The 20,503-nt window shown below is 60.9% G+C and carries 18 protein-coding genes; 7 read left to right on the top strand and 11 right to left on the bottom strand.

Annotation, left to right across the window (positions count from 1 at the left end; all coding sequences use genetic code 11):
* Window positions 1–50: 50 nt before the first annotated feature.
* The 7 genes from HMPREF2842_RS05700 to HMPREF2842_RS05730 form a co-directional block, all read right to left on the bottom strand.
* Window positions 51–1,148 (bottom strand): 6-phosphogluconolactonase, encoded by a 1,098-nt coding sequence (locus tag HMPREF2842_RS05700; protein WP_070643238.1) that lies wholly within the window; start codon window positions 1,146–1,148, stop codon window positions 51–53.
* Window positions 1,141–2,127 (bottom strand): glucose-6-phosphate dehydrogenase assembly protein OpcA, encoded by a 987-nt coding sequence (locus HMPREF2842_RS05705; RefSeq protein ID WP_070643240.1) that lies wholly within the window; start codon window positions 2,125–2,127, stop codon window positions 1,141–1,143. Before HMPREF2842_RS05705 ends, HMPREF2842_RS05700 begins: the two co-directional genes overlap by 8 nt.
* Window positions 2,124–3,671, bottom strand: a complete 1,548-nt coding sequence (zwf, locus tag HMPREF2842_RS05710) for a glucose-6-phosphate dehydrogenase (protein WP_070643243.1) — start codon at window positions 3,669–3,671, stop codon at window positions 2,124–2,126. The genes HMPREF2842_RS05705 and zwf overlap by 4 nt, the downstream gene beginning before the upstream one ends.
* A gap of 381 nt (window positions 3,672–4,052) precedes the next feature.
* Window positions 4,053–5,153 carry a transaldolase gene (gene tal, locus HMPREF2842_RS05715; RefSeq protein ID WP_070643245.1) on the bottom strand — a complete coding sequence of 367 codons (1,101 nt, stop codon included), beginning with the start codon at window positions 5,151–5,153 and terminating at the stop codon, window positions 4,053–4,055.
* 171 nt (window positions 5,154–5,324) lie between these two features.
* Window positions 5,325–7,427, bottom strand: a complete 2,103-nt coding sequence (tkt, locus tag HMPREF2842_RS05720; RefSeq protein ID WP_070643247.1) for a transketolase — start codon at window positions 7,425–7,427, stop codon at window positions 5,325–5,327.
* A 673-nt stretch (window positions 7,428–8,100) separates the two neighbouring features.
* Complete coding sequence (locus HMPREF2842_RS05725) at window positions 8,101–8,985, bottom strand: ABC transporter permease (protein WP_070643250.1); 885 nt, start codon at window positions 8,983–8,985, stop codon at window positions 8,101–8,103.
* Entirely contained in the window at window positions 8,982–10,115 is a 1,134-nt protein-coding gene (locus tag HMPREF2842_RS05730) for an ABC transporter ATP-binding protein (RefSeq protein ID WP_070643253.1), read from the bottom strand. Before HMPREF2842_RS05730 ends, HMPREF2842_RS05725 begins: the two co-directional genes overlap by 4 nt.
* A 176-nt stretch (window positions 10,116–10,291) precedes the next feature.
* Between HMPREF2842_RS05730 and HMPREF2842_RS05735 the strand changes: the two genes are divergently transcribed.
* From HMPREF2842_RS05735 to HMPREF2842_RS05760, 6 genes are all read left to right on the top strand, one after another.
* Complete coding sequence (locus HMPREF2842_RS05735; RefSeq protein ID WP_070643255.1) at window positions 10,292–11,140, top strand: helix-turn-helix transcriptional regulator; 849 nt, start codon at window positions 10,292–10,294, stop codon at window positions 11,138–11,140.
* Between the two features lie 222 nt (window positions 11,141–11,362).
* The gene (gene sufB, locus HMPREF2842_RS05740) at window positions 11,363–12,820 is read left to right on the top strand and encodes a Fe-S cluster assembly protein SufB (protein WP_070643258.1); all 1,458 of its coding nucleotides are present in this window, start codon (window positions 11,363–11,365) and stop codon (window positions 12,818–12,820) included.
* Window positions 12,820–14,094 carry a Fe-S cluster assembly protein SufD gene (gene sufD / locus HMPREF2842_RS05745; protein WP_070643260.1) on the top strand — a complete coding sequence of 425 codons (1,275 nt, stop codon included), beginning with the start codon at window positions 12,820–12,822 and terminating at the stop codon, window positions 14,092–14,094. The genes sufB and sufD overlap by 1 nt, the downstream gene beginning before the upstream one ends.
* A gap of 19 nt (window positions 14,095–14,113) precedes the next feature.
* On the top strand, window positions 14,114–14,872 hold the full coding sequence (gene sufC, locus HMPREF2842_RS05750; RefSeq protein WP_005506105.1) for a Fe-S cluster assembly ATPase SufC: 759 nt from the start codon (window positions 14,114–14,116) through the stop codon (window positions 14,870–14,872).
* A gap of 39 nt (window positions 14,873–14,911) precedes the next feature.
* Entirely contained in the window at window positions 14,912–15,241 is a 330-nt protein-coding gene (locus tag HMPREF2842_RS05755) for a metal-sulfur cluster assembly factor (RefSeq protein ID WP_005506103.1), read from the top strand.
* 236 nt (window positions 15,242–15,477) lie between these two features.
* The gene (locus tag HMPREF2842_RS05760) at window positions 15,478–16,080 is read left to right on the top strand and encodes an Ltp family lipoprotein (protein WP_070643262.1); all 603 of its coding nucleotides are present in this window, start codon (window positions 15,478–15,480) and stop codon (window positions 16,078–16,080) included.
* Window positions 16,081–16,161: 81 nt separating this feature from the next.
* On the opposite strand, the gene HMPREF2842_RS05765 is transcribed toward HMPREF2842_RS05760, so the two are convergent.
* The gene (locus HMPREF2842_RS05765; RefSeq protein ID WP_005506097.1) at window positions 16,162–16,662 is read right to left on the bottom strand and encodes an HD domain-containing protein; all 501 of its coding nucleotides are present in this window, start codon (window positions 16,660–16,662) and stop codon (window positions 16,162–16,164) included.
* A gap of 540 nt (window positions 16,663–17,202) precedes the next feature.
* Here HMPREF2842_RS05765 and HMPREF2842_RS05770 point away from each other — a divergent pair.
* A complete protein-coding gene (locus tag HMPREF2842_RS05770) occupies window positions 17,203–18,057 on the top strand; it encodes a DUF4253 domain-containing protein (RefSeq protein WP_049354623.1) in 855 nt (284 codons plus the stop codon).
* 79 nt (window positions 18,058–18,136) lie between these two features.
* Here HMPREF2842_RS05770 and HMPREF2842_RS05775 read toward each other — a convergent pair whose 3' ends face one another.
* From HMPREF2842_RS05775 to HMPREF2842_RS05785, 3 genes are read right to left on the bottom strand one after another with little or no spacing between them, the layout of a single operon-like run.
* The gene (locus HMPREF2842_RS05775; protein ID WP_070643264.1) at window positions 18,137–18,811 is read right to left on the bottom strand and encodes an energy-coupling factor transporter transmembrane component T family protein; all 675 of its coding nucleotides are present in this window, start codon (window positions 18,809–18,811) and stop codon (window positions 18,137–18,139) included.
* Entirely contained in the window at window positions 18,801–19,703 is a 903-nt protein-coding gene (locus tag HMPREF2842_RS05780) for an energy-coupling factor ABC transporter ATP-binding protein (protein WP_070643267.1), read from the bottom strand. The genes HMPREF2842_RS05775 and HMPREF2842_RS05780 overlap by 11 nt, the downstream gene beginning before the upstream one ends.
* A gap of 32 nt (window positions 19,704–19,735) precedes the next feature.
* Entirely contained in the window at window positions 19,736–20,368 is a 633-nt protein-coding gene (locus HMPREF2842_RS05785; protein WP_070643270.1) for a biotin transporter BioY, read from the bottom strand.
* Window positions 20,369–20,503: the final 135 nt, after the last annotated feature.

Consider the following 20,503-nt stretch of genomic DNA (forward strand, 5'->3'; position numbering starts at 1 on the left):
TCACCTATCCGGGGCTCCACCCTTTATCCAGTGCAGTTCAGAACCGAACCTTACGGGCGGTTCTCAGGAGCCAGCGACTCCTCAGTAGCAAAAATCAGGGTCTGCTTCTTACCGCGCGCACCCACCGCCGGGGTCTCCAGCAGCAGCTCCGCATTCAGGTCCTCAGCGTCCAGCTTGGCACCAGCCAGCAGGCGGCTGGTCGCATCCTGCTTATCCTCACCGGTGATGAGGAAGAAGACGTTGCGGGAATTGTTGATAATCGGCAGGGTCACCGACACGCGCTCAGCCGGCGGCTTCGGCGAATCAGAAACCATCACGGTCACAGCCTTACCGCCCTCAACCGGATCCTCCGGCAGACCGGTACCCAGCAGAACCTGCTTACGTCCCGGGAACAGGGACGCGATGTGGCCGTCCGGACCCATACCCAGCAGGGTGATGTCAAAGACCGGTGCGGGCCACTGGCCGCCACCACCGCAGCCTCCGCCGCCGCATCCGCAACCGCCGGCGGATTCGGAAGCCTCAGCAGCCTCAGCGTCAAAGTCTTCGAGAGTGGTCTCTTCGATGGACTGCTCAGGAGCGGACGAACCGCAACCGCCGCCGCCACAACCACAGCCGCCGGAGCCGCCGTGTTCGTGACCTGCGCCGCCACCGTGACCGCCAGCCAGCGGCAGTTCGGTTGCGCCCTCAGGCATCTGCACGCTCATAGCCGGCGCGGAACCAGCGTAGTCGCGCATCTCAAAAGCGTAGTGCTCGGCGGCAGCCTCAAGGCCGGTGAAAATATCGGACGGACCCATGCGGTGCACGTTACCCACAACCAAGCCGTGCGAGAGCAGAGGAGCGAGCAGTGCCTCAATAGCCTGACCGTCGTTACGTTCGGGGCTACGCTCGGGCACGAAACGCTCATCGGAGAACCAGAAGTGCACGCGCGACCAGTCGATATCCTTCACGCGCTCGTTCTCGGCCCACGCCTTCAGGGTGGCGATACCCATGGTGCCGCCGGTCAGCGAAATGTGGGCGATCGTGCGCTCAGAGAGCACGTGCTCAATGATGTCGAGGATGCGGGTCACCGCGTCCGCTGCGAGAGCGTCGCGGGTCGGGTGCGCCACCAGGACGGGGGTGGATGCGCCCATGTTCTGAATCTTAGGCATCGAAAACCTCCGGGTATTCTTCGAGGTCCAGCATGTCTTCAGGCTGGCAGGTATCGTCCACGAGGGTTACGGTGCGCAGCGCCTGCTTCAGCACGTCACCGTAGGTGTCGTCCGGGTCGAGGCGGCGCAGCTCCTCAGAGATGCACTCGGCGAGGGTACGCACCGGCAGCGCAATCTGCTGATCGGGCGCGTACGGGGTGGAAATGGTCGCCACGGAAATACCGGGGCGGAACATCGTCACGGAACCGTCTTCACGCTCAATGCTGACGCGGTACAGGCCGCGGTTTGCCGCGCCAATGGTGGCGAGGTGCACGGGTGCTTCAAGCTTCCAGCCGAGCCACGTACCGAGCAGCACCACGGACGGGGACTTGCTCGAACCCCACACAACCACGCGGCGCACGGGGGAGGAAGGCATCTGCTCCATGAGCGCTGCCAGCTGGGTGCGCCACAGGGTGAGGCGGGTCCACGCCAGGTCGGTGTCGCCTGCACGGAATACGTCGGTGAGCTTGCGTAGCGCTTCCTTCGGGTCGTCGGCGCGTGCAGAGTCGGTAATGCGACGCTGCGCGATACGACCGATGGAGTGCTGTGCCGGGTTCTCGGGCACCGAGTGCGGCCACCAGACCACAATCGGGGAGTCCGGCAGCAGCAGACCGGAGATCAGTGCTTCGGTCGGGCGAGATGCGCTACCCCAGCCGCGCAGAACAATCATCTCGGATGCGCCGGTGTCGCCACCGAGGTGGATTTCTGCATCCAGCTGGTCGGGGTCGAGCGGGTCGTGAGAGATGTGCACAATAATGCGGCTCGGGTGTTCGTGGGAGGCACGAATTGCGGCGCGCATTGCTTCGCGGGAGTGGCCCTTTTCCGCGAGAACAACGAGGGTGAGAACTCGTCCGCTGCTGAGGCTACCGTTGGCGGCAGTCAGGTGGCTCAGTTCCTTGTTGATAGCGGAAACGGTGGTGTTATGCAGGTGCGAGATCACGGGCGCCTCCAAGCGCGGTTGTCACGCTCAAGCATCTCGTGTGCTGAACGCGGACCCCACGAACCGGACTCGTAGGGTTCAGGCTTAATGCGGTTTTCTTCCCAGTACTCTTCGAAGGGGTCGAGGATCTTCCAGGAGAGCTCAACTTCTTCGTGGCGGGGGAACAGCGGCGGCTCGCCGAGCAGAACGTCCAGGATGAGACGCTCGTAGGCTTCGGGGGACTCTTCGGTAAAGGAGTGGCCGTAGCCGAAGTCCATGTTGACGTCGCGGATTTCCATCTGGGTGCCGGGCACCTTCGCGGAGAATCGGATGGTCATGCCTTCGTCGGGTTGCACGCGGATGACGATGGCGTTCTGGCCGACCTGCGGGTTTTCACGTTCGCCGAAGAGACGGTCGGAGGACTTCTTGAAGACCACGGCGATTTCGGTGACTCGGCGGCCCAGGCGCTTGCCGGCGCGCAGGTAGAAGGGGGTGCCTTCCCAGCGGCGGTTTGCGATGGACACCTTCAGCGCTGCGAAGGTTTCGGTGCGGGAGTCTGCGGGGATGTCGTTCTCGTCGAAGAAGCCGTTGACGTGCTCGCCGCCCTGGTAGCCTGCGGCGTACTGGCCGAGTGCAAAGGAGCTCGGCAGGTCGTCGATACGGACTGCTTCGAGGACCTTCGCCTTCTCGGCGCGCAGGTGCTTAGCGTCGAGGCTGAGGGGCTCTTCCATGGCGGTAAGGGCGAGCAGCTGCAGCAGGTGGTTCTGGATGACGTCGCGGGCCGCACCCACGCCGTCGTAGTAGCCTGCGCGGGAGCCGATGCCGATGTCTTCTGCCATGGTGATCTGGACGTGATCCACGTAGTGGGAGTTCCAGAGGGGCTCGAACATCTGGTTGGAGAAACGCATCGCCAGGATGTTCTGCACGGTTTCCTTGCCCAGGTAGTGGTCGATGCGGAATACTGCGTCGGGCGGGAAGACTGCCTCCACGATGGAGTTCAGTTCGCGTGCGCTCTCAAGGTTGTGACCGAAGGGCTTCTCAATGACCACGCGGCGCCAACCGTCGACGGGGTTGACGGTGTCGTTATCGCGCGATGCGAGGTCGTGTTCGGCGAGCTTGGTGAGGACCTGCTCGAATGCCTTCGGGGGGATGGAGAGGTAGAAGGCGTGGTTGCCGTGAGCGCCACGCTCGTCGAGTTCGGCGAGGGTGTTCTTGAGCTGTTCATAGGCTGCGTCGTCGTTGAAGGCACCTTCAACGAATCGCATGCCCTGCTGGAACTGGTTCCATACGTCCTCGCGGAAGGGGGTGCGGGCGTTTGCCTCAACAGATTCACGCACGTAGGCGCGGAAGTCGTCATCGCTCCAGGGGCGGCGGCCGAAGCCGACGAGGCCGAAGCTCGGCGGGAGCAAACCGCGGTTCATGAGGTCATACACTGCCGGAAGCAGCTTCTTGCGGGCCAGGTCACCGGTTACGCCAAAGAAGACGAGCGCGGACGGCCCCGCAATGCGGGTAATGCGGCGGTCGCGAGTGTCCCTGAGAGGGTTCGCTTCATGACCGATAGTCACAATATATTCCTTTGATTGCCTTGGTTGGTTCGTGCGGCGCGCGGTTCGTACCTTGTCGCGCGGAGGCGATGCCGCATTCTGGAAGGTGTGTACCCTGTATTGTACCGGTTTTTGACGGGACGATATGAGGGGCACCTAACCCGCCGAGATTCTCTGGGACGCCTCGGGCGGTGAAGCCCTGCGGGAATCCTGGGCAGAATCTCTACGAGAATCCCGGCGGATTGGTGCTGTGCCCACAATATGGTGGGCGTGCATATCGGTTGGTGTGCGTCGGGTGGTGCACACCGGGAACGCATTGGTCATGCGCTATATTTCAGCGGCTGCTGAACTTCAGTGGCTTCCGAATTTCAGCAGCTGTAGATTCGGCTGTGTCGCCTGGTTCTACTTAGCCTGCTCGAGTGCCTCGCGGACGGTCTGCAGCAGCTCTTCCCAGGAGACGTCGAACTTGGACAGGCCCTCAACCTCGAGCTTCTCCACGACCTCCGGGTAGGAGACGTGAACGGAGATAGCGTCCAGAACCTTGTTGGACTCGGAGTAGTTCGGCACGATGGTGTTGCCGGTAACCTCGCCGTGATCGGCAACAGCGTTCAGGGTTGCCTCGGGCATGGTGTTCACGGTGTTGGGTGCAACCAGGCCGGTGACGTACAGGGTGTCCGGCAGCGAGGGGTCCTTCACACCGGTGGATGCCCACAGCGGGCGCTGTACGTTCGCGCCGTGTGCCTGCAGACGTGCCCAACGCTCGGAGGAGAACATTTCCTCGAACACCTCGTAGGCGAGGCGTGCGTTTGCCAGGCCTGCCTTGCCCTTGAGCTGCACAGCGTCGCCGCCGGCAGCTTCGAGGCGTGCATCGATTTCGGTGTCTACGCGGGAGACGAAGAAGGATGCGACCGAGTGGATGGTGGACAGGTCCTTACCGTTCTCCAGCGCCTGCTCCAGGCCGAGCATGTAGGCGTTGATGACCTCGCGGTAGCGGGTCAGAGAGAAGATCAGGGTCACGTTCACGCTGATGCCAGCAGCCAGGGTCTCCGCGATGGGGCGCAGGCCTTCCTGGGTTGCGGGGATCTTAATCATGACGTTTTCGCGGCCCACGCGCTTGTAGAGTTCACGTGCCATCTTGGCGGTGCCTTCGGCATCGCGTGCCAGGCGGGGGTCAACCTCGATGGAGACGCGGCCGTCAAAACCGTTGGACGCCTTGTAGACGGGTGCGAACACATCGCAGGCTGCGCGTACGTCGTCGCAGGTTGCGGCGAAGACTGCCTCTTCAACGCTTGCGCCGGCGGCGGCAAGCTCACGCATCTGCTCAGCGTATGCGGCGCCCTTGGAGAGCGCGCCAGCGAAGATGGTGGGGTTGGTGGTCACACCGACGACGTTGTGGGTCTTGATGAGTTCGGCAAGGTTGCCGCTGGTCAGACGCTCACGGGAGAGGTCGTCAAGCCAGATGGAGACACCGGCGTCGGAAAGCTTCTGAGTGGACTCAGACATGTGAAAACCTACGATTCTTTGTCGAAATTGAAATTTGAGATATCAGTGAAATCTTCTGGGCGGCGGGAGGCTCCGGCTGAGCGGTCAGCCGGAGCCTACCCGTTGCGTCCGCACCCCACCCGTACAGGGGGAGCGCAGTGTGCGCGGCAGTTACCGCGGCGTTGTTATTGCCTACTTAGCGGCCTCGATGGAATCCTTAGCGGCAGCCACGACAGCCTCCGCGGTGATACCGAATTCGCGGTACAGGGTCTTCGCATCGGCGGATGCACCGAAGTGCTCGATGGATACGGCGCGGCCGGCGGTGCCGAGCAGGTCGTACCAGCTCATCGCCAGGCCAGCCTCGACGGAGACGCGTGCTGCAACCGAGGAGGGCAGAACCGACTCGCGGTACTCCTCGCTCTGCTCAGCGAACCACTCACGCGAAGGCATGGAGACCACGCGAGCCGCGATGCCCTGCTCGGCGAGGGTTGCGCGAGCCTGAACGGCCAGCTCAACCTCGGAACCGGTAGCGATCAGGATGACGTCCGGGGTGCCCTCGGTGTCAGCCATGATGTAGCCGCCGCGTGCGGTGCCCTCAGCGGAAGCGAACTTCTCGCCCTCGGCGTCTGCGTGCACGTCTTCACGAGCCCAGACGGGCAGGTTCTGGCGGGAGAGCACGATACCTGCGGGGCGGTCGGACTTCTCCAGGATGGTGCGCCATGCGACGGCGGTTTCGTTAGCGTCCGCGGGGCGAACCACGTCGAAGCCGGGGATAGCGCGCAGGGAGGAGAGGTGCTCGATCGGCTGGTGGGTGGGGCCGTCCTCGCCCACACCGATGGAGTCGTGGGTCCACACGTACAGTGCGGGAACGCCCATCAGCGCGGAGAGGCGAACAGCCGGGCGCTGGTAGTCGGAGAACACGAAGAAGGTGCCCGAGAACGCGCGGGTCGGGGAGGAGAGCACGATGCCGTTGACGATTGCTGCGGCAGCCTGCTCGCGAATACCGAAGTGCAGCACGCGGCCGTAGGGGCTGCCGGTCCAGTCTTCGGTGCTGCGCGATGCCGGGTTGAAGGACTCCGCGCCCTTGATGGTGGTCAGGTTCGAACCGGCGAGGTCAGCGGAGCCGCCCCACAGTTCGGGGAAGGTCTCAGCGATAGCGTTGATGACGGTGCCGGAAGCCGCGCGGGTTGCCACGGAGGTGCCAGCCTCGAACACGGGGAAGGCAGCCTTGTAGTCTGCGGGCAGTTCGCCTGCGACGAGGCGCTTGTACAGTTCGGCGCGCTCGGGGTTAGCCTTGGCCCATGCCTCGAACTTTTCGTCCCATGCCTTGTGCGCTGCGGCGCCGCGCTCAACAAGCTGGCGGGTGTGTGCCAGGACGTTCTCCTCGATGAAGAAGCTCTTGGCGGGGTCGAAGCCGAGCAGTTCCTTGGTCGCAGCAACCTCTTCAGCACCGAGCTTGGAGCCGTGCACTGCGCCGGTGTTCTGCTTGGTGGGTGCAGGGTAGCCGATGATGGTGCGCAGCTCAATGAAGGAGGGCTTGTCGGTGACAGCCTTCGCACGCTCAATAGCGGCGTACAGTTCTGCGACGTCCTCAACGTAGTCGCCGGTGCGGGTCCAGTCCACGCGCTGAACATCCCAACCGTAGGACTCGTAGCGCTTTGCTACGTCCTCGGTGAAGGCAACGTCGGTGTCTTCCTCAATGGAGATGTGGTTGCGGTCCCAGACGACGATCAGGTTGCCGAGCTCCTGATGACCTGCGAGCGCGCACGCCTCGGCGGTGACGCCTTCCTGCACGTCACCTTCGGAGGCGATGACGTAGACGTGGTGGTCGAAGGGGGAGGTGCCCGGTGCTGCTTCGGGGTCGAACATGCCGCGCATACGGCGCTGTGCGTAGGCGAAACCAACGGCGGATGCCAGGCCCTGGCCGAGCGGGCCGGTGGTGATTTCTACACCCTTGGTGTGCTTGTATTCGGGGTGGCCGGGGGTGAGGGCACCCCAGGTGCGCAGGGCTTCCAGGTCCTTCATTTCCAGGCCGTAGCCGCCGAGGAACAGCTGAGTGTACAGGGTGAGGGAGGTGTGGCCGGGGGAGAGGATGAAGCGGTCACGGCCTTCCCAGCGGTCGTCGGAGGGATCCTGGTTCATGACCTTCTGGAAGAGCAGGTAGGCGACCGGCGCCAGGCTCATTGCGGTGCCGGGGTGGCCGGATCCGACCTTTTCTACGGCGTCTGCGGCGAGGATACGTGCGGTATCTACGGCGCGCTGGTCGGTTTCTGTCCACTGGAAGTTCTCTGCCACGTGGGTGTCCTTTCACAACGTGAGTGGATGCGCCAGCAGGCTTGTGCTAGCGCGCTGTTCATCGGGTGTAACGTGCCTTCGGGGGTGCTTATTCCCGCGCCGGTAGGTACCCGGGTAGGTGCGGGGCACACGGGTGCTGTGTGCGGGGCGTCCGGAGAGTTGTTTCGACCCTTTCGTTTTAACAGGATAGTTCACTGGGCGGCAGTATCCGGTGTGTGAATGCAGACATTCACAGGGTGATACGGGGCTGAGATGGAGAAAAGGCGACGGCACAGTGCGGGCTTCGCGGATTTCACGGTGAACGTTTGAGCTGTGTTTCTGGGCTATGCGCTGAATATTGTTCAGTAACGTAACAATTTTTGTGTAAGTGGTGAAGCTCATGTTAAGGTTGAGCAGGAAGGTTGCGGACCGAAACAGTGGTTGGGTCGGTCTGCATCTCGGTGATTGAAGCCCCTCCTCCGCGTGGGAACTGATGATTATCTTGCTGTGGTGGCGAGATATAAGGTTCTGGAGAAGGGTGCTATCTTTTAGTCTCTGACCGTGCACGTTGTGTGTGGTTGAGGCTAAAGGTTTGTGTTAAATAAATGGGCGCCGGATATGGTCGGAAACATATCCGGCGCCCGCCTTTTTAACCTGCGGTTGCTTTAAACCGCCTCTAGTCAGACCACCTGAGCTAGTCAGACCACTTGAACTTGCGCGAGGCAATAAAACCAATGACCACGGTCCACACGATGATTACCCAGTGCGGTTCGGCAAGCCACTGATGCTGAATGAAGTTGCCGCGCAACGCATCTCCCAGAGCCGCCGAGGGGGACCATGCCACAACCCCGGCGTACCAGTCGGGGAAGGACTTGAGCGGGAACACCACGCCGCCGGCACCGGCAAGAATCACCCAGGCAATATTCACGATGGCGAGGGTCGCCTCCGCACGCACCGTACCGGCGATGAGTAGGCCCAGCGCCGTAAACGCGCCGGCACCCATGAGCATCGTGATGATGGAGCGCGAGACGGCGATAGCGTCCGGGCGCCAGCCCAGACCGTAGCCGAGCACCGCAACCAGCGTGAACTGAATCGCCACGACCACCAGCACCGCAATGCACTTGCCCATAATCAGACCGTTGCGGCCCAGGGGAGTGGTCGCCAAGAATCGCAGCACGCCGTAGCGGCGATCAAAACCCGTCGCAATGCCCTGACCGGACAGCGCCGTAGAAATCACGCAGAGCGCCAGAACGCCGGGAACCGCCGCATCCATGCGGGATACGCCAACCGAGTTCGCGTACTCATCAATCAGGCCCGTGAACCTCAACGCAATGAGCGCCATGACGGGAAAAATAATGTTCAGCATCAGCTGCTCGCCGTTGCGGAGCATCGCCATGGTCTCGTAGCGGCCCTGCTCGATGACGCGCACGAGCGGGTAGTTTGCGCGCGGGGGAATGTACTCCTCATCCTCGTCAATGGAAGAGACCTTGGGGCGGGTGTTTACGCCGCGTTCTTCCATTTCGCGTTCTTCTGCCTGAAGTTCTGCTCGCTCGTTGTTGCTGCGTGCGGTGTTGCTCATCGGATATCACGTCCTGAAATGTCGAGGAAGACATCCTCAAGAGTCTTCGGTTCCATGGTCAGAGAAATAGGCATGAGGTAACGCTCGGCGAGCGCGGAGGTGAACGCCGCCAGGTGCTCGGGGCGCAGCGTGCCGACCAGTTCGTACTCGCCGGGCACAGAGGGCGCGCCGTCGCGAGCCGGGGTGTAGGGCACCTTCTCGATGAGCTCCACACCGGCGCGTAGATGCGCGGGCAACAGCTGCTCACGGGTGGGGGTGGGAGCATCCAGGGTGTACTGCAGGCGGTTCGTGCCGTCGCTGGCGATGAGCTCGGAGACGGTGCCTTCCTGAACCGTGGTGCCGTTTTCAATGATGTAGACGTAATCGGCGAGTTTCTGCGCGTCATCAATCAGGTGCGTGGTGAGCACGATGGCGGTTCCGAGTTCACGCTGTTCACGAATAATGTCGAAGACAACGTTGCGGGATTGAGGGTCGAGGCCCGCGGAGGGCTCGTCAAGGAAGAGCACGTCCGGGCGGCCGATGAGGGCGGCGGCAAGGGAGACTCGCTGCTTCTGACCACCCGAGAGACGGCGAATCGTGGTGCCGTTAAAAGCGTCAATGCCGAGGCGTTCTGCGAGCTCTTCGACCGGGTACGGGTCGGTGTACATGGTCGAGATGTGCTCGAGCAGCGGAATGGGATGCATAGCGTTGGGTAGGCCGCCATCCTGGAGCATAATGCCGACCTTGGCGCGTAGCTCCGGGTCCGCCTGCAGCGGGTTTTCGCCGAGGAGGCGCACGGTACCGCGGGTGGGCTTGAGCAGGCCCTGGGCGCAGGCGAGGGTCGTGGTTTTGCCGGCGCCATTAGCACCGAGCAGGACGACTACTTCACCGGGGAAGACGCGCAGGTTGACCTTGTTGACGGCGCGGTAGAGCCCGCTGGCGGTGAGCCGTTCGGGGTATTTGGTGCGGAAGGCGCGTGAGGGCTTGAACTCTTTGATGAGGTCTTTAATGCTAAGCGCTGGTTCTTCTGCGATGATGCGTCGTCGTGCGGTGGGGGAGGCGCTGGGCTCCGTGTGGTGCTCAGTGCGCGCCGTTGGTGCGGCGGATGCACGCCCCGGGTGGTCCTGCTGGCCCGCGGTGGTGGTCTCCATAGACAGTCACTTTCGAGTTTTTCGATGAATGAGCGTGTGTGCACCTTTCATCTTATGCCCTAACTCACGTTTAAGGCACACCCGTTACGACTCAAATGTTCACCTTCAGGTTGAAAAGTTATCAAGTAGGGGTACCTAACTAGCCAAAGAAAAGCTAATTAGGACATACTTTATTTGTGTATTCCGTGAATAAGACCTCTCAGCGCGCCTCAACGAACGAGGCGCAGACCCGAAACGGCAACCGAACCGCCGCCTCGGGCTCTACTGGTGCTTCCAGTACAAAGTCCTCCGCGGCACGCACATCCAAGCGCAAAGCCGAGGCAGAAGAACGCACCAGGGACCGCGTCCTGCGAGAAGTCCTCAATAACGGCCCCGTATCCGCAGCAACCCTCGGTGAGCTCCTCAGCCTCACCCCCGCAGCGGTACGCCGCCACCTCGACGCCCTCGAATCCAACAACATGATCGAGGTTGCGCCCATCAAAAAGCACGGCGCCGGAGCTGGCCGACCCGCCCGCCGCTACGTGATCGCCCCCCAGGGCCACGAACGCCTCGGCAACGACTACCTCATCATCGCCCGCGACGCCCTGCAAATGCTCCGCGACACGGTTGGGCAGGAAGCCCTCGAAGCTTTCGCCTCCGCCCGCGCCGCAGAAATGGAAGCCCGCTACCGACCCGTCGTAGAAGCCGCCGGTGATGACGTGGCAGCCAGAGCGCAGGCGCTCGCAGAGGCAATGAGCAAGGACGGTTTCGTGGCGACCGCTCAGGTCACCGCGCCTCCTGCAGGGCGAACCGTTCCCGAGCATTTTCTGGCAAGTATTCAGCTCTGTCAGGGTCACTGCCCGGTACGCGACCTCGCTGGAGACTTCCAAGTGTTCTGCGAGCAGGAAACCGGGATTATTTCTGACCTGCTCGGCGTTGATGTCCGTAGGCTTTCAACCATGGCTTCGGGTGCTCACGTGTGTACCACGCACGTGCCCCTGAACCGTGTCACCGCCGAGGGTGAGAAGAACGCAGAAGAATCCTAGAGAAACTTATTCCTAGAGAAACCTTCCGCGTAACGCTTACCGCAGTACCCCGCGGCGCACCCCGATGAACCCCTCAAGGGGCGCGACTCGCACGCTGAAACCCGCCCGCCCCACGCTGCGTTAAACGCCGTGGTCGAGCGCGGCTTCAGCCCCCTAAAACTACCGCGCCTGCAACCGGCAGGTGGCGGCGAGAAATGTAATAACCATCGAAGAAAGGCCGTAATGACTGAGAAAGTTGGGCAGAACGCCAACGACACCGTCATTTCAGAGATCCTGGAGATGAACCCCGAACTCGAGGGCATTGGCAACTACGAGTACGGTTGGGCAGACTCCGACGAAGCAGGCCAGGTAGCAAAGCGCGGCCTGGACGAGGATGTCGTGCGCGACATCTCTGCGAAGAAGAACGAACCCCAGTGGATGCTGGATATGCGTCTGAAGGCGCTGAAGTTCTTCGAGCGTAAGCCCATGCCCACCTGGGGTGCGGATCTTTCCGAAATCGACTTCGACAACATCAAGTACTTCGTGCGCTCGACCGAGGGTCAGGCGGCTTCTTGGGAGGAACTGCCCGAGGACATCCGCACCACCTACGAGCGTCTGGGCATTCCCGAGGCGGAGCGTAACTCCCTCGTCGCGGGTGTGGCTGCACAGTACGAGTCTGAGGTCGTGTACCACCAGATCCGTGAGGACCTGGAGAAGCAGGGCGTGATCTTCGTCGACACCGATACCGGTCTGCGCGAATACCCCGAACTGTTCAAGGAATACTTCGGCTCCATCATCCCGATTGGTGACAACAAGTTCTCCGCGCTGAACACCGCCGTATGGTCCGGTGGCTCCTTCGTGTACGTTCCCCCGGGAGTTCACGTTGAGATCCCGCTGCAGGCGTACTTCCGCATTAACACCGAGAACATGGGCCAGTTCGAACGCACCCTGATCATTGCGGACGAAGACTCCTACGTTCACTACATTGAGGGCTGCACCGCCCCCATCTACAAGTCCGACTCCCTGCACTCCGCAGTGGTTGAGATTGTGCTGAAGAAGAACGCACGCGTTCGCTACACCACCATCCAGAACTGGTCGAACAACGTCTACAACCTGGTGACCAAGCGTGCGGTTGCGCACGAGGGCGCCACCATGGAATGGGTGGACGGCAACATCGGTTCGAAGGTCACCCAGAAGTACCCGGCTGTTTACATGGTCGGTGAGCACGCTAAGGGTGAGACCCTGTCCATCGCATTCGCGGGTGAGGGTCAGCACCAGGACACCGGTTCGAAGATGGTTCACATTGCGCCGAACACCTCCTCGACCATTGTGTCCAAGTCCGTGGCACGTAACGGCGGCCGTAGCGCATACCGTGGCCTGGTTCAGGTTCGTGAGGGCGCTAAGCACTCCAAGTCCTCCGTGGTCTGTGACGCACTGCTGGTGGACACCATCTCCCGCTCCGACACCTACCCCTACGTGGATGTCCGCGAGGACGATGTGACCATGGGTCACGAGGCGACCGTTTCCCGCGTCTCCGAGGACCAGCTGTTCTACCTGATGCAGCGCGGCCTGAGCGAAGAAGAAGCAATGGCGATGATCGTCCGCGGCTTCGTTGAGCCTATCGCCCGCGAGCTGCCGATGGAGTACGCACTCGAACTGAACCGCCTGATCGAACTTCAGATGGAAGGATCTGTGGGCTAATGCCGACCAACGAAGAAACCCTGGGTTACCACTCCCCGATCATCCCCGGCATGGACCAGGAGGGCGAGAAGCTCGCCACCGAGTTCGCCCACGATGACACCCTGCTGCGCGCCACCGAGGCACACCACCAGGGCTCCAACCCGAACAACGTCCAGAAGGTACTCGAAGCATCCCGTGCAGAGCGTAAGACCTCCTACAACGTGGAGGACTTCGCGCCCCTGACCGGTCGTGAAGAGGACTGGCGCTTCACCCCGCTGAAGCGTCTGGGCGGCCTGCACCTGGAGAAGCTGACCGGCACCGCACCGGCACCGCAGATTACTGCACCCGAGCAGGTTCAGGTTGAGACCGTCTCCCGCGAGGACGCACGCATCGGCTCCGCGGGTATCCCCGAGGACCGTGTGGCAGCGAACGCGTGGTCCAGCTTCACCGAAGCAACCGTGGTGACCATCCCCGCCGAAGCTGAACTGGCTGAGCACGTGGAAATCGACATCACCGGCACCGGCAACGAGGCTGCCGCACAGCACATCGTGATTGAGGCTAAGCCCTTCTCGAAGGCTGTCGTGGTTCTGCGCCACACCGGCTCCACCATCCTGGCACAGAACGTTGAGTTCGTGGTGAACGACGAGGCTGAGCTGAACGTTGTTTCCGTGCAGCAGTGGGCTGACGACGCAATCCACGCTTCCGCACACTACGCTAAGCTGGGCCGCAACGCACGCTTCAAGCACGTTGTGGTGTCCCTCGGCGGCGACCTGGTGCGCGTGACCCCCTCCACCAAGTTCACCGCTCCCGGCGCTGAGACTGAAATGTACGGCCTGTACTTCGTAGACGCAGGTCAGCACATTGAGTCCCGCCTGTTCGTGGACCACTCCGTACCCAACTGCAAGTCCCGCGTGACCTACAAGGGCGCGCTGCAGGGTAAGGGTGCGCACTCCGTATGGGTTGGTGACGTTCTGATTGGTAAGGATGCAGAAGGCACCGACACCTACGAGCTGAACCGTAACCTGCTGCTGGAAGTTGGCCCCCGCGCCGACTCCGTGCCGAACCTGGAGATTGAGACCGGCCTGATTGAGGGCGCCGGCCACGCATCCACCACCGGCCAGCTCGATGAGCAGCACCTGTGGTACCTGCAGGCTCGCGGTATTCCGGAGGCTGAGGCACGCCGTCTGGTCGTGCGCGGCTTCCTGAACGAGATCATTCAGCAGATTCGTGTTCCCGAACTTGAAGAGCAGCTCACCGAGGCCCTTGAGGCAGAGCTCGCCCTCAGCAACAACTAAGCTTTACCAGGAGAAATCAATGTCTACCCTTGAAATCAAGGACCTTCACGTCTCGGTTATCCTCGACGACGAAACCACCAAGCCCATCCTGAAGGGCGTTAACCTGACCATCAACTCGGGCGAGATTCACGCCATCATGGGCCCGAACGGTTCCGGTAAGTCCACTCTGGCTTCCACCATCGCTGGTCACCCCAAGTACCAGGTTGACTCCGGTCAGATCCTGCTCGACGGTGAGGACATCACCGAGATGAGCGTGGACGAGCGTGCACGCGCAGGCCTGTTCCTGGCTATGCAGTACCCGGTCGAGATCCCCGGCGTGACCATGTCCAACTTCCTGCGTTCCGCTAAGACCGCTGTGGACGGCAAGGCTCCCTCCCTGCGTACCTGGACCAAGGACGTTAAGGAAGCCATGAAGAACCTGGAGATCGACCCCGCGTTCATCGCACGTAACGTGAACGAGGGCTTCTCCGGTGGTGAGAAGAAGCGCCACGAAATCCTTCAGCTGGAGCTGCTCAAGCCCAAGTTCGGCATCCTGGACGAGACCGACTCCGGTCTGGACGTTGACGCACTGAAGATCGTGTCTGAGGGCGTTAACCGTGCGCACGACGAGAACGACATGGGCGTCATGCTGATTACCCACTACACCCGCATCCTGCGCTACATCAAGCCGCAGTTCGTGCACGTGTTCGTGGACGGCAAGATGGTTGACCAGGGCGGCCCCGAGCTGGCTGACCGCCTGGAAGAAGAGGGCTACGTAGCTTACGTGGGTAAGAAGTAAGCTTCTTCTCCTACCGGATTCTGACAGAAAGATAGGACTATGACTGAGACTGTGCAGGGTCGTGTTCCTCAGGAAGAGATTGAGGAAGCCCTCAAGGAGGTCATTGACCCGGAGCTCGGCGTCAATATTGTTGACCTCGGTCTGCTCTACGGTCTGCGCTGGGATGAGGATGGAACCCTCATTCTGGACCTGACTCTGACCACCGCAGCCTGCCCGCTGCAGGAGGTTATTGAGGAGCAGGTTCAGAGCAACCTGGATAACCTGGTTGATTCTTGGCGTGTGAACTGGGTTTGGATGCCGCCGTGGGGCCCGGAGCGTATTACTGAGGACGGCCGCGATATGATGCGCGCGCTGGGCTTCAACATCTAAGCTCCTGACCGCAAATAAAGTACCCGCCCGGTGCGGAAGGTGTATGCCTTCGGCACCGGGCGGGTACTTTTATGCGATATCAGATATGTGAGCAGTGGATGCTTGTTCTGAGCAACGCCAATTTTTGCCACTTTGACAATGGGGGGGGGTCAAGTATATTTCCTTGTGAATTATCCACTCACTTCATATTGGTTTTCTTCATGCAACGGTTGCTTGAGGAAAGCCGAAAGGAAATCATGGCACAAAAGATTATTGCCGCTGACGGTTCTGTCTACGTTAAGAAGAAGCCTTTCTACCTCCGTTGGTGGTTTATCACTCTCGTAATTATTTTTCTTCTTGGTGGTTGCGCTTCGATGATGGGCGGCTCTAAGAGCTCCACTAAGGTAAGTGCCCCCTCATCTTCGGCGGCTGTTGATTCGTCTGCGACTAGTGCTTCTTCCGCTGCGGTAGGTACTGATACCTCTTCTGCGGCAGATGCCGGTACCTCTGCGGCTCCTGCCACCACGGCGGCGGAATCCAAGGCAAAGCAGGGCGATAAAGTACCGACCGAGTACAAATCAGCGTTGAACTCGGCGCAGTCGTACTCCCGCCTTATGCATATGTCGAAGCAGGGTATCTATAACCAGCTGACAAGTTCTGCCGAAAAGTTTAGCCCCGAGGCGGCTCAGTACGCCGTGGATAACGTGAAGGCTGACTGGAACGCAAATGCTTTGGAATCGGCAAAGAGCTACCAGAAGACGATGAACATGTCTCCCGAGGCAATCCGTTCCCAGCTGACTTCATCTGCTGAAGGATTTACCGAGGAAGAAGCTGATTACGCAGTCTCTCACCTGGACTAATTCAATAGATGATTCATAGAAGCCGCCCGGCATGGAACACATTCCATACCGGGCGGCTTCTATTTTCGGTTAGCGTTGAACCTAATCGTTCAGGTGCAGTAGCTTCAGCGAGTGCTCATACTTGATCATGAGGCAGGTACGAGTCGGTTCCTCCAGAAGCGCCAAACGCTGCGGGTCAGTATTATCCGCAATATCGGCAAGCTTCACCAGACGAGCCAAATCATTCACACGCACCCGGCTCAGATACGACTCACGCGACTCACCCGGGCGGCGGGTCAAGGCCTCAATCGCATCCACAATACGCGCCGAGAAGTGACGCGCCAAGAAAGCGAGAGAAACGCCGGTATCCTCCACCGTGTCATGCAGCAACGCCACGATCTGCGCTTCAGCCTTCAGCTCCTCCAAAGAGATATCAGGGTGAGTCGCGGCAGCCAACTCACACGCAAGCTTACGTACCCCAAGAGCCACACGGCGAGGGTGGGAGATATAGGGCCAGCCATTACGGTCAGTCTGCCCCTCATGCGCCTTATCAGCGATGCTGTCTGCCAGGCGAACCATCTCTTTGTAGTAGTTATTCGACATGAGAACCTCCGTTGGTTTGAACTCCTGCGAGTTGATGGTCCCAGCGACGTTTTCCGCACCAACGCGGCACGGGTGGTAGCTGGTACCAACACTTTACTCCAGCAGCTACGCGGCGGCGGCAGAACTCGCCCGAGACGCCCCTAATACGTCAAATATGACGCGCCGAAGAAGAAAATAGGGTGCTTTATGGCTGTAAATCATGAACTTGGTGCCTGTTCTACCCGAGTTCTGCAGCGGATACCGACCTGCAGGAGGCGCCCCGCACCTCCGCGAAAGTGTCCGCCGCACCCTTTGGCACCGCCCGGTGTAACTCGCCCAAAATCTCATATGGTGGCAAAAAATTTCTGTCTTTTTCTGGCGAAAATCGGTGCGCAAACCGCCCAACACAAAGGCAGTTTAAGCGTGTTTAGCACACACCGATACACACTCATCAAACGAAAAAATCGCGCGCCCTCCGCGCCCTGCTAAAACCTTCAAAAACCCGTATTTTTGTGCGAAAATACGCGATAAACTGGGGGCAACCAAACATCGGAGAACACCATGGCAGAGCTCTACGAGCGCTTCGTCGCTTTGTATCCCTACCCACACGAGCGAATCCGCCACGGCGCCCCACGAGCCGAACTTAACCGGCGATACCTCGAACACCTCTACGAGGGCAAGAACCGGGGAACAACCCCCATCGTGGTTGCCCTCGACCCGACTCTGCTCGGGACCATTGAGAATAACGTCTCCCTGCGCACCTCAACGCCCGTGCAGAACATCACCGCAGACACCGTCAAGCGGTACGCACACGAGCTCATCACCGACCAGCATCATTACCTGGACCAGGTCGGTGTAGAAGTCGCCGCGCATGAGGCGTTCCGACAGCTGAACGAGAGCGCCTACCTGCAAACCTACCGCCGTCTCATGGAAAACGGCGAACTCGGTGAAGACGATATCGGCATGCCGCTGAAGGCGGAGTACCCATTCGAACTGACCGCCGGCATCATCAATGAGAAGGTCAAAGCTACCGACATTGACAGCGCCGCGGAACTGCTCATCATGGACCTGCCGCTGCGGGATGTATCCGGGGTATTTGCCTACCTGCCCTTTGGCGGGTGGGATTCCAGCCCCAGCCCCGAGGCGATGCTGTCTATTGCCCGCTACTGGTTTGAACGTGACGACGCCTACCCGGCTGTTATTGCCTCGGACTTTATCGAGTTCTACACGCCGGTACCGGTCACGACCCGCCGCGACGCCGAAATCCTGGCGGTCGAGCACACGATGGTTTCCTCTGCGATGCCGGTGCGTGTCTACCGCGGCTTCGACAAGCTCGTGGAGGCGCTCTACGGTCAGCACGACTGGTACCTGTGGTGGGAGCAGCTCCCGGCGGCGCTCCTCATTGAAACGCCCTAAACCAGCCTAAGCTAGGCGAGTAAAGCGAAGGGGCGGGGTGAACCTACATGGTTCACCCCGCCCTTTTCGCGTATCTGCGCTATTTCAGTTCGTCCACGTGTCGCGCCCGCAAAGCACGAGCGGTCGCCGTCGCGTAATCAACCGCCTGCACCACCCACGGAATCAGCAGCCGCCAATACATGCGCTTGGGCAGGTTACGCGCCACCGCCGCCCTGCGCAACGCACCCCAACGGTCCATGAGCGCCGGAATCGACCGGACCATCAACGCAATCAGCAGACCCAGACGCTCGGGAGAAAGACCCACGAAACGCAACGGCGAACACAGCCTCACAAAACCGTCAATTAGAACCGGCAGGGGAGTGCTCACCAGCAGAGCGCGGGACGCATAAAAAGCCGTCAGCATAGTCGCGATAGCATCCGCGCCGGAAGCGTACTGGCCCGTCAACACGTAATAGCCGACCATGATCAGCAAAAGCAGAGACAGCGTGCGAACCACCAGCCACAGCTGGGAGGCAGGCACACCAGCCCACAACGCGCAGAACGTGGACGCCACCAAAGCCACCAGCGCCACCTGCCAGCCGGTCACCGCCAACAACAAGAACAACCCAAAGAAGAGCGTGCCCTTGAACCATAGCGGCGCCCGATGCACCGGCGTGTTCAACGGCTGGTAGAAACCCACCAGCAGAGTACCGGGGTTGAAATCCGAGCCCTGGCCGGCGGGGCGAGGATTCACGCGCGGCGTGTTAGCGCCCATGCGCGCCTCCTGCAGTGTCCGTGCTGTCGCCTGCATCTTCGATATCGGCGCCTTCATTCGGGAACCCCTCGGCACACCACGTGCGGTACTGCTGAACCAGCTGCGCCGCATCCCCCTGGGCGAGCAAACGACCGTCATGAATAATCACGGCTTCATCGCAGGACGCCGCCAAATCCAGATCGTGCGTGCTGAGCACCAGCATCTGATCCAGCGACTCCAAGTGCTTAAGTAGCCGCGCGCGATTACGCAAATCCAGCAGGGTGGTCGGCTCATCGAGCAGAAGAATCTGCGGGCGCGCCGCCAGCACGCTGGTGAGAGCGACCAGCTGCTTTTCGCCTCCTGAGAGGGTGAAAACGCTCTGGTTTTCAAGGTGTTCGAGGCCGCGCTCGCGGAGCAGTTCACGAATCCGTTCGAGGCGCTGCTCACCGCTGAGGGCACTGCCTTCAACGGCGGCGGCACGGCGCAGACTCAGGTCAATATCTTCGGCGACGGTCGGCATAATCAGCTGCGCCTCCGGCTGGGCGAAGAGCATGCCCACACCCTCAAAAGCGCCCTGCGAATGACCGCGAGCACCCTGCGAACCGCGGCTCGGTGCCTCCAGGGTGTCGACACCGTTCACGCGCACAATACCTTCATCCGGGTGGGTGAGCCCATTGAAAAGCCCCAGTAGGGTGGACTTGCCGCTACCGTTCAGGCCCAGCACCGCGGTGCGTTTCGCCGTGAACTGCAGGCTCACATCCTTGAGGATACGGCGATGCCCGCCTTCGGGCAGCTCAGTGAAAACACTCACCGATTCAAGCTCAAGGGCGGGCATGCTGGTAGAGGCGCTCACCGCCTGCTCGCCTTGCACCTGCTGCGGTGCATTCTGGCGCGTGGAGCGGCGAAAAAACATAGCTATCCTCTCGTGCGGCACATTGTGTGCCTTTAACGCTGGGCAGAAGCCAGGGACGGGAAGGCGCGGCGTACCGACAAACCAACCAGAACCGCAATCGTGGACTTCACCAGATCCCAGGGAACGAATACCATTGCCGCACTGAATGCGGCGTCAAAAGTCATGTGGGCGTTCACCATCATACCGGCGATACCGCAGGCGGTCAGAACCACAAAACCGCAGAAGTTCGCAAGCAGAGCCATGAGGAAGGTCGCACCCACCGAACGGGTGTTGCGGGTGAACAGGTAGGCGAGGGTACCGGCAATAGCGGCGAAGGGCAGGAAGCCGAGCAGATAGCCGGCACTCGGGGAGGCGAGCGTACCCAAACCGGCGCCGCCCTTAGCGAAGATGGGCAGGCCAGCAAAACCAACCAGCAGGTACAGCGCCACGGAGGCGGTGGCGCGCTTGCCGCCGAGCACCTGAGCGGTGATGTAAATGCCGAGGGTCTGGAAGGTGAAGGGAACCGCAACGCCACCCAAGCTGACGGCGGGCATGATGGCGAGCGCGGCGATGAAGCCCGCGAACACTGCGATGAGGGAGAGGTCGGTGGCGAGGGAGGTCTTTGCCGCTACGTTACGGCGCGGTGCTTGGGGTTCCTGGGCTGATTCGCGCACGGAATCGGTCATTGGGGTGGTACTCCTTGGATACGTATTGCTCTGCAGATTTTTCTACAGAGTTGAGGGTGGCGGTGGTTGACTGCTTGTCACAACCCAATTTTTGAACAATGTTCTACGAATAGTGTTCGGTATGTATCGTACACC

Origin of the sequence: Rothia sp. HMSC069C10, assembly GCF_001812205.1 — a bacterium.
Classification (GTDB): domain Bacteria; phylum Actinomycetota; class Actinomycetes; order Actinomycetales; family Micrococcaceae; genus Rothia; species Rothia mucilaginosa.

Excerpts from the sequence above, each read along its gene's own strand:
- HMPREF2842_RS05700 (WP_070643238.1), bottom strand. The coding sequence starts at position 1,148 with ATGCCTAAGATTCAGAACATGGGCGCATCCACCCCCGTCCTGGTGGCG.
- tal (WP_070643245.1), bottom strand. The coding sequence starts at position 5,153 with ATGTCTGAGTCCACTCAGAAGCTTTCCGACGCCGGTGTCTCCATCTGG.
- HMPREF2842_RS05725 (WP_070643250.1), bottom strand. The coding sequence starts at position 8,985 with ATGAGCAACACCGCACGCAGCAACAACGAGCGAGCAGAACTTCAGGCA.
- HMPREF2842_RS05730 (WP_070643253.1), bottom strand. The coding sequence starts at position 10,115 with ATGGAGACCACCACCGCGGGCCAGCAGGACCACCCGGGGCGTGCATCC.
- sufB (WP_070643258.1), top strand. The coding sequence starts at position 11,363 with ATGACTGAGAAAGTTGGGCAGAACGCCAACGACACCGTCATTTCAGAG.
- sufD (WP_070643260.1), top strand. The coding sequence starts at position 12,820 with ATGCCGACCAACGAAGAAACCCTGGGTTACCACTCCCCGATCATCCCC.
- sufC (WP_005506105.1), top strand. The coding sequence starts at position 14,114 with ATGTCTACCCTTGAAATCAAGGACCTTCACGTCTCGGTTATCCTCGAC.
- HMPREF2842_RS05755 (WP_005506103.1), top strand. The coding sequence starts at position 14,912 with ATGACTGAGACTGTGCAGGGTCGTGTTCCTCAGGAAGAGATTGAGGAA.
- HMPREF2842_RS05760 (WP_070643262.1), top strand. The coding sequence starts at position 15,478 with ATGGCACAAAAGATTATTGCCGCTGACGGTTCTGTCTACGTTAAGAAG.
- HMPREF2842_RS05765 (WP_005506097.1), bottom strand. The coding sequence starts at position 16,662 with ATGTCGAATAACTACTACAAAGAGATGGTTCGCCTGGCAGACAGCATC.
- HMPREF2842_RS05770 (WP_049354623.1), top strand. The coding sequence starts at position 17,203 with ATGGCAGAGCTCTACGAGCGCTTCGTCGCTTTGTATCCCTACCCACAC.
- HMPREF2842_RS05775 (WP_070643264.1), bottom strand. The coding sequence starts at position 18,811 with ATGGGCGCTAACACGCCGCGCGTGAATCCTCGCCCCGCCGGCCAGGGC.
- HMPREF2842_RS05780 (WP_070643267.1), bottom strand. The coding sequence starts at position 19,703 with ATGTTTTTTCGCCGCTCCACGCGCCAGAATGCACCGCAGCAGGTGCAA.
- HMPREF2842_RS05785 (WP_070643270.1), bottom strand. The coding sequence starts at position 20,368 with ATGACCGATTCCGTGCGCGAATCAGCCCAGGAACCCCAAGCACCGCGC.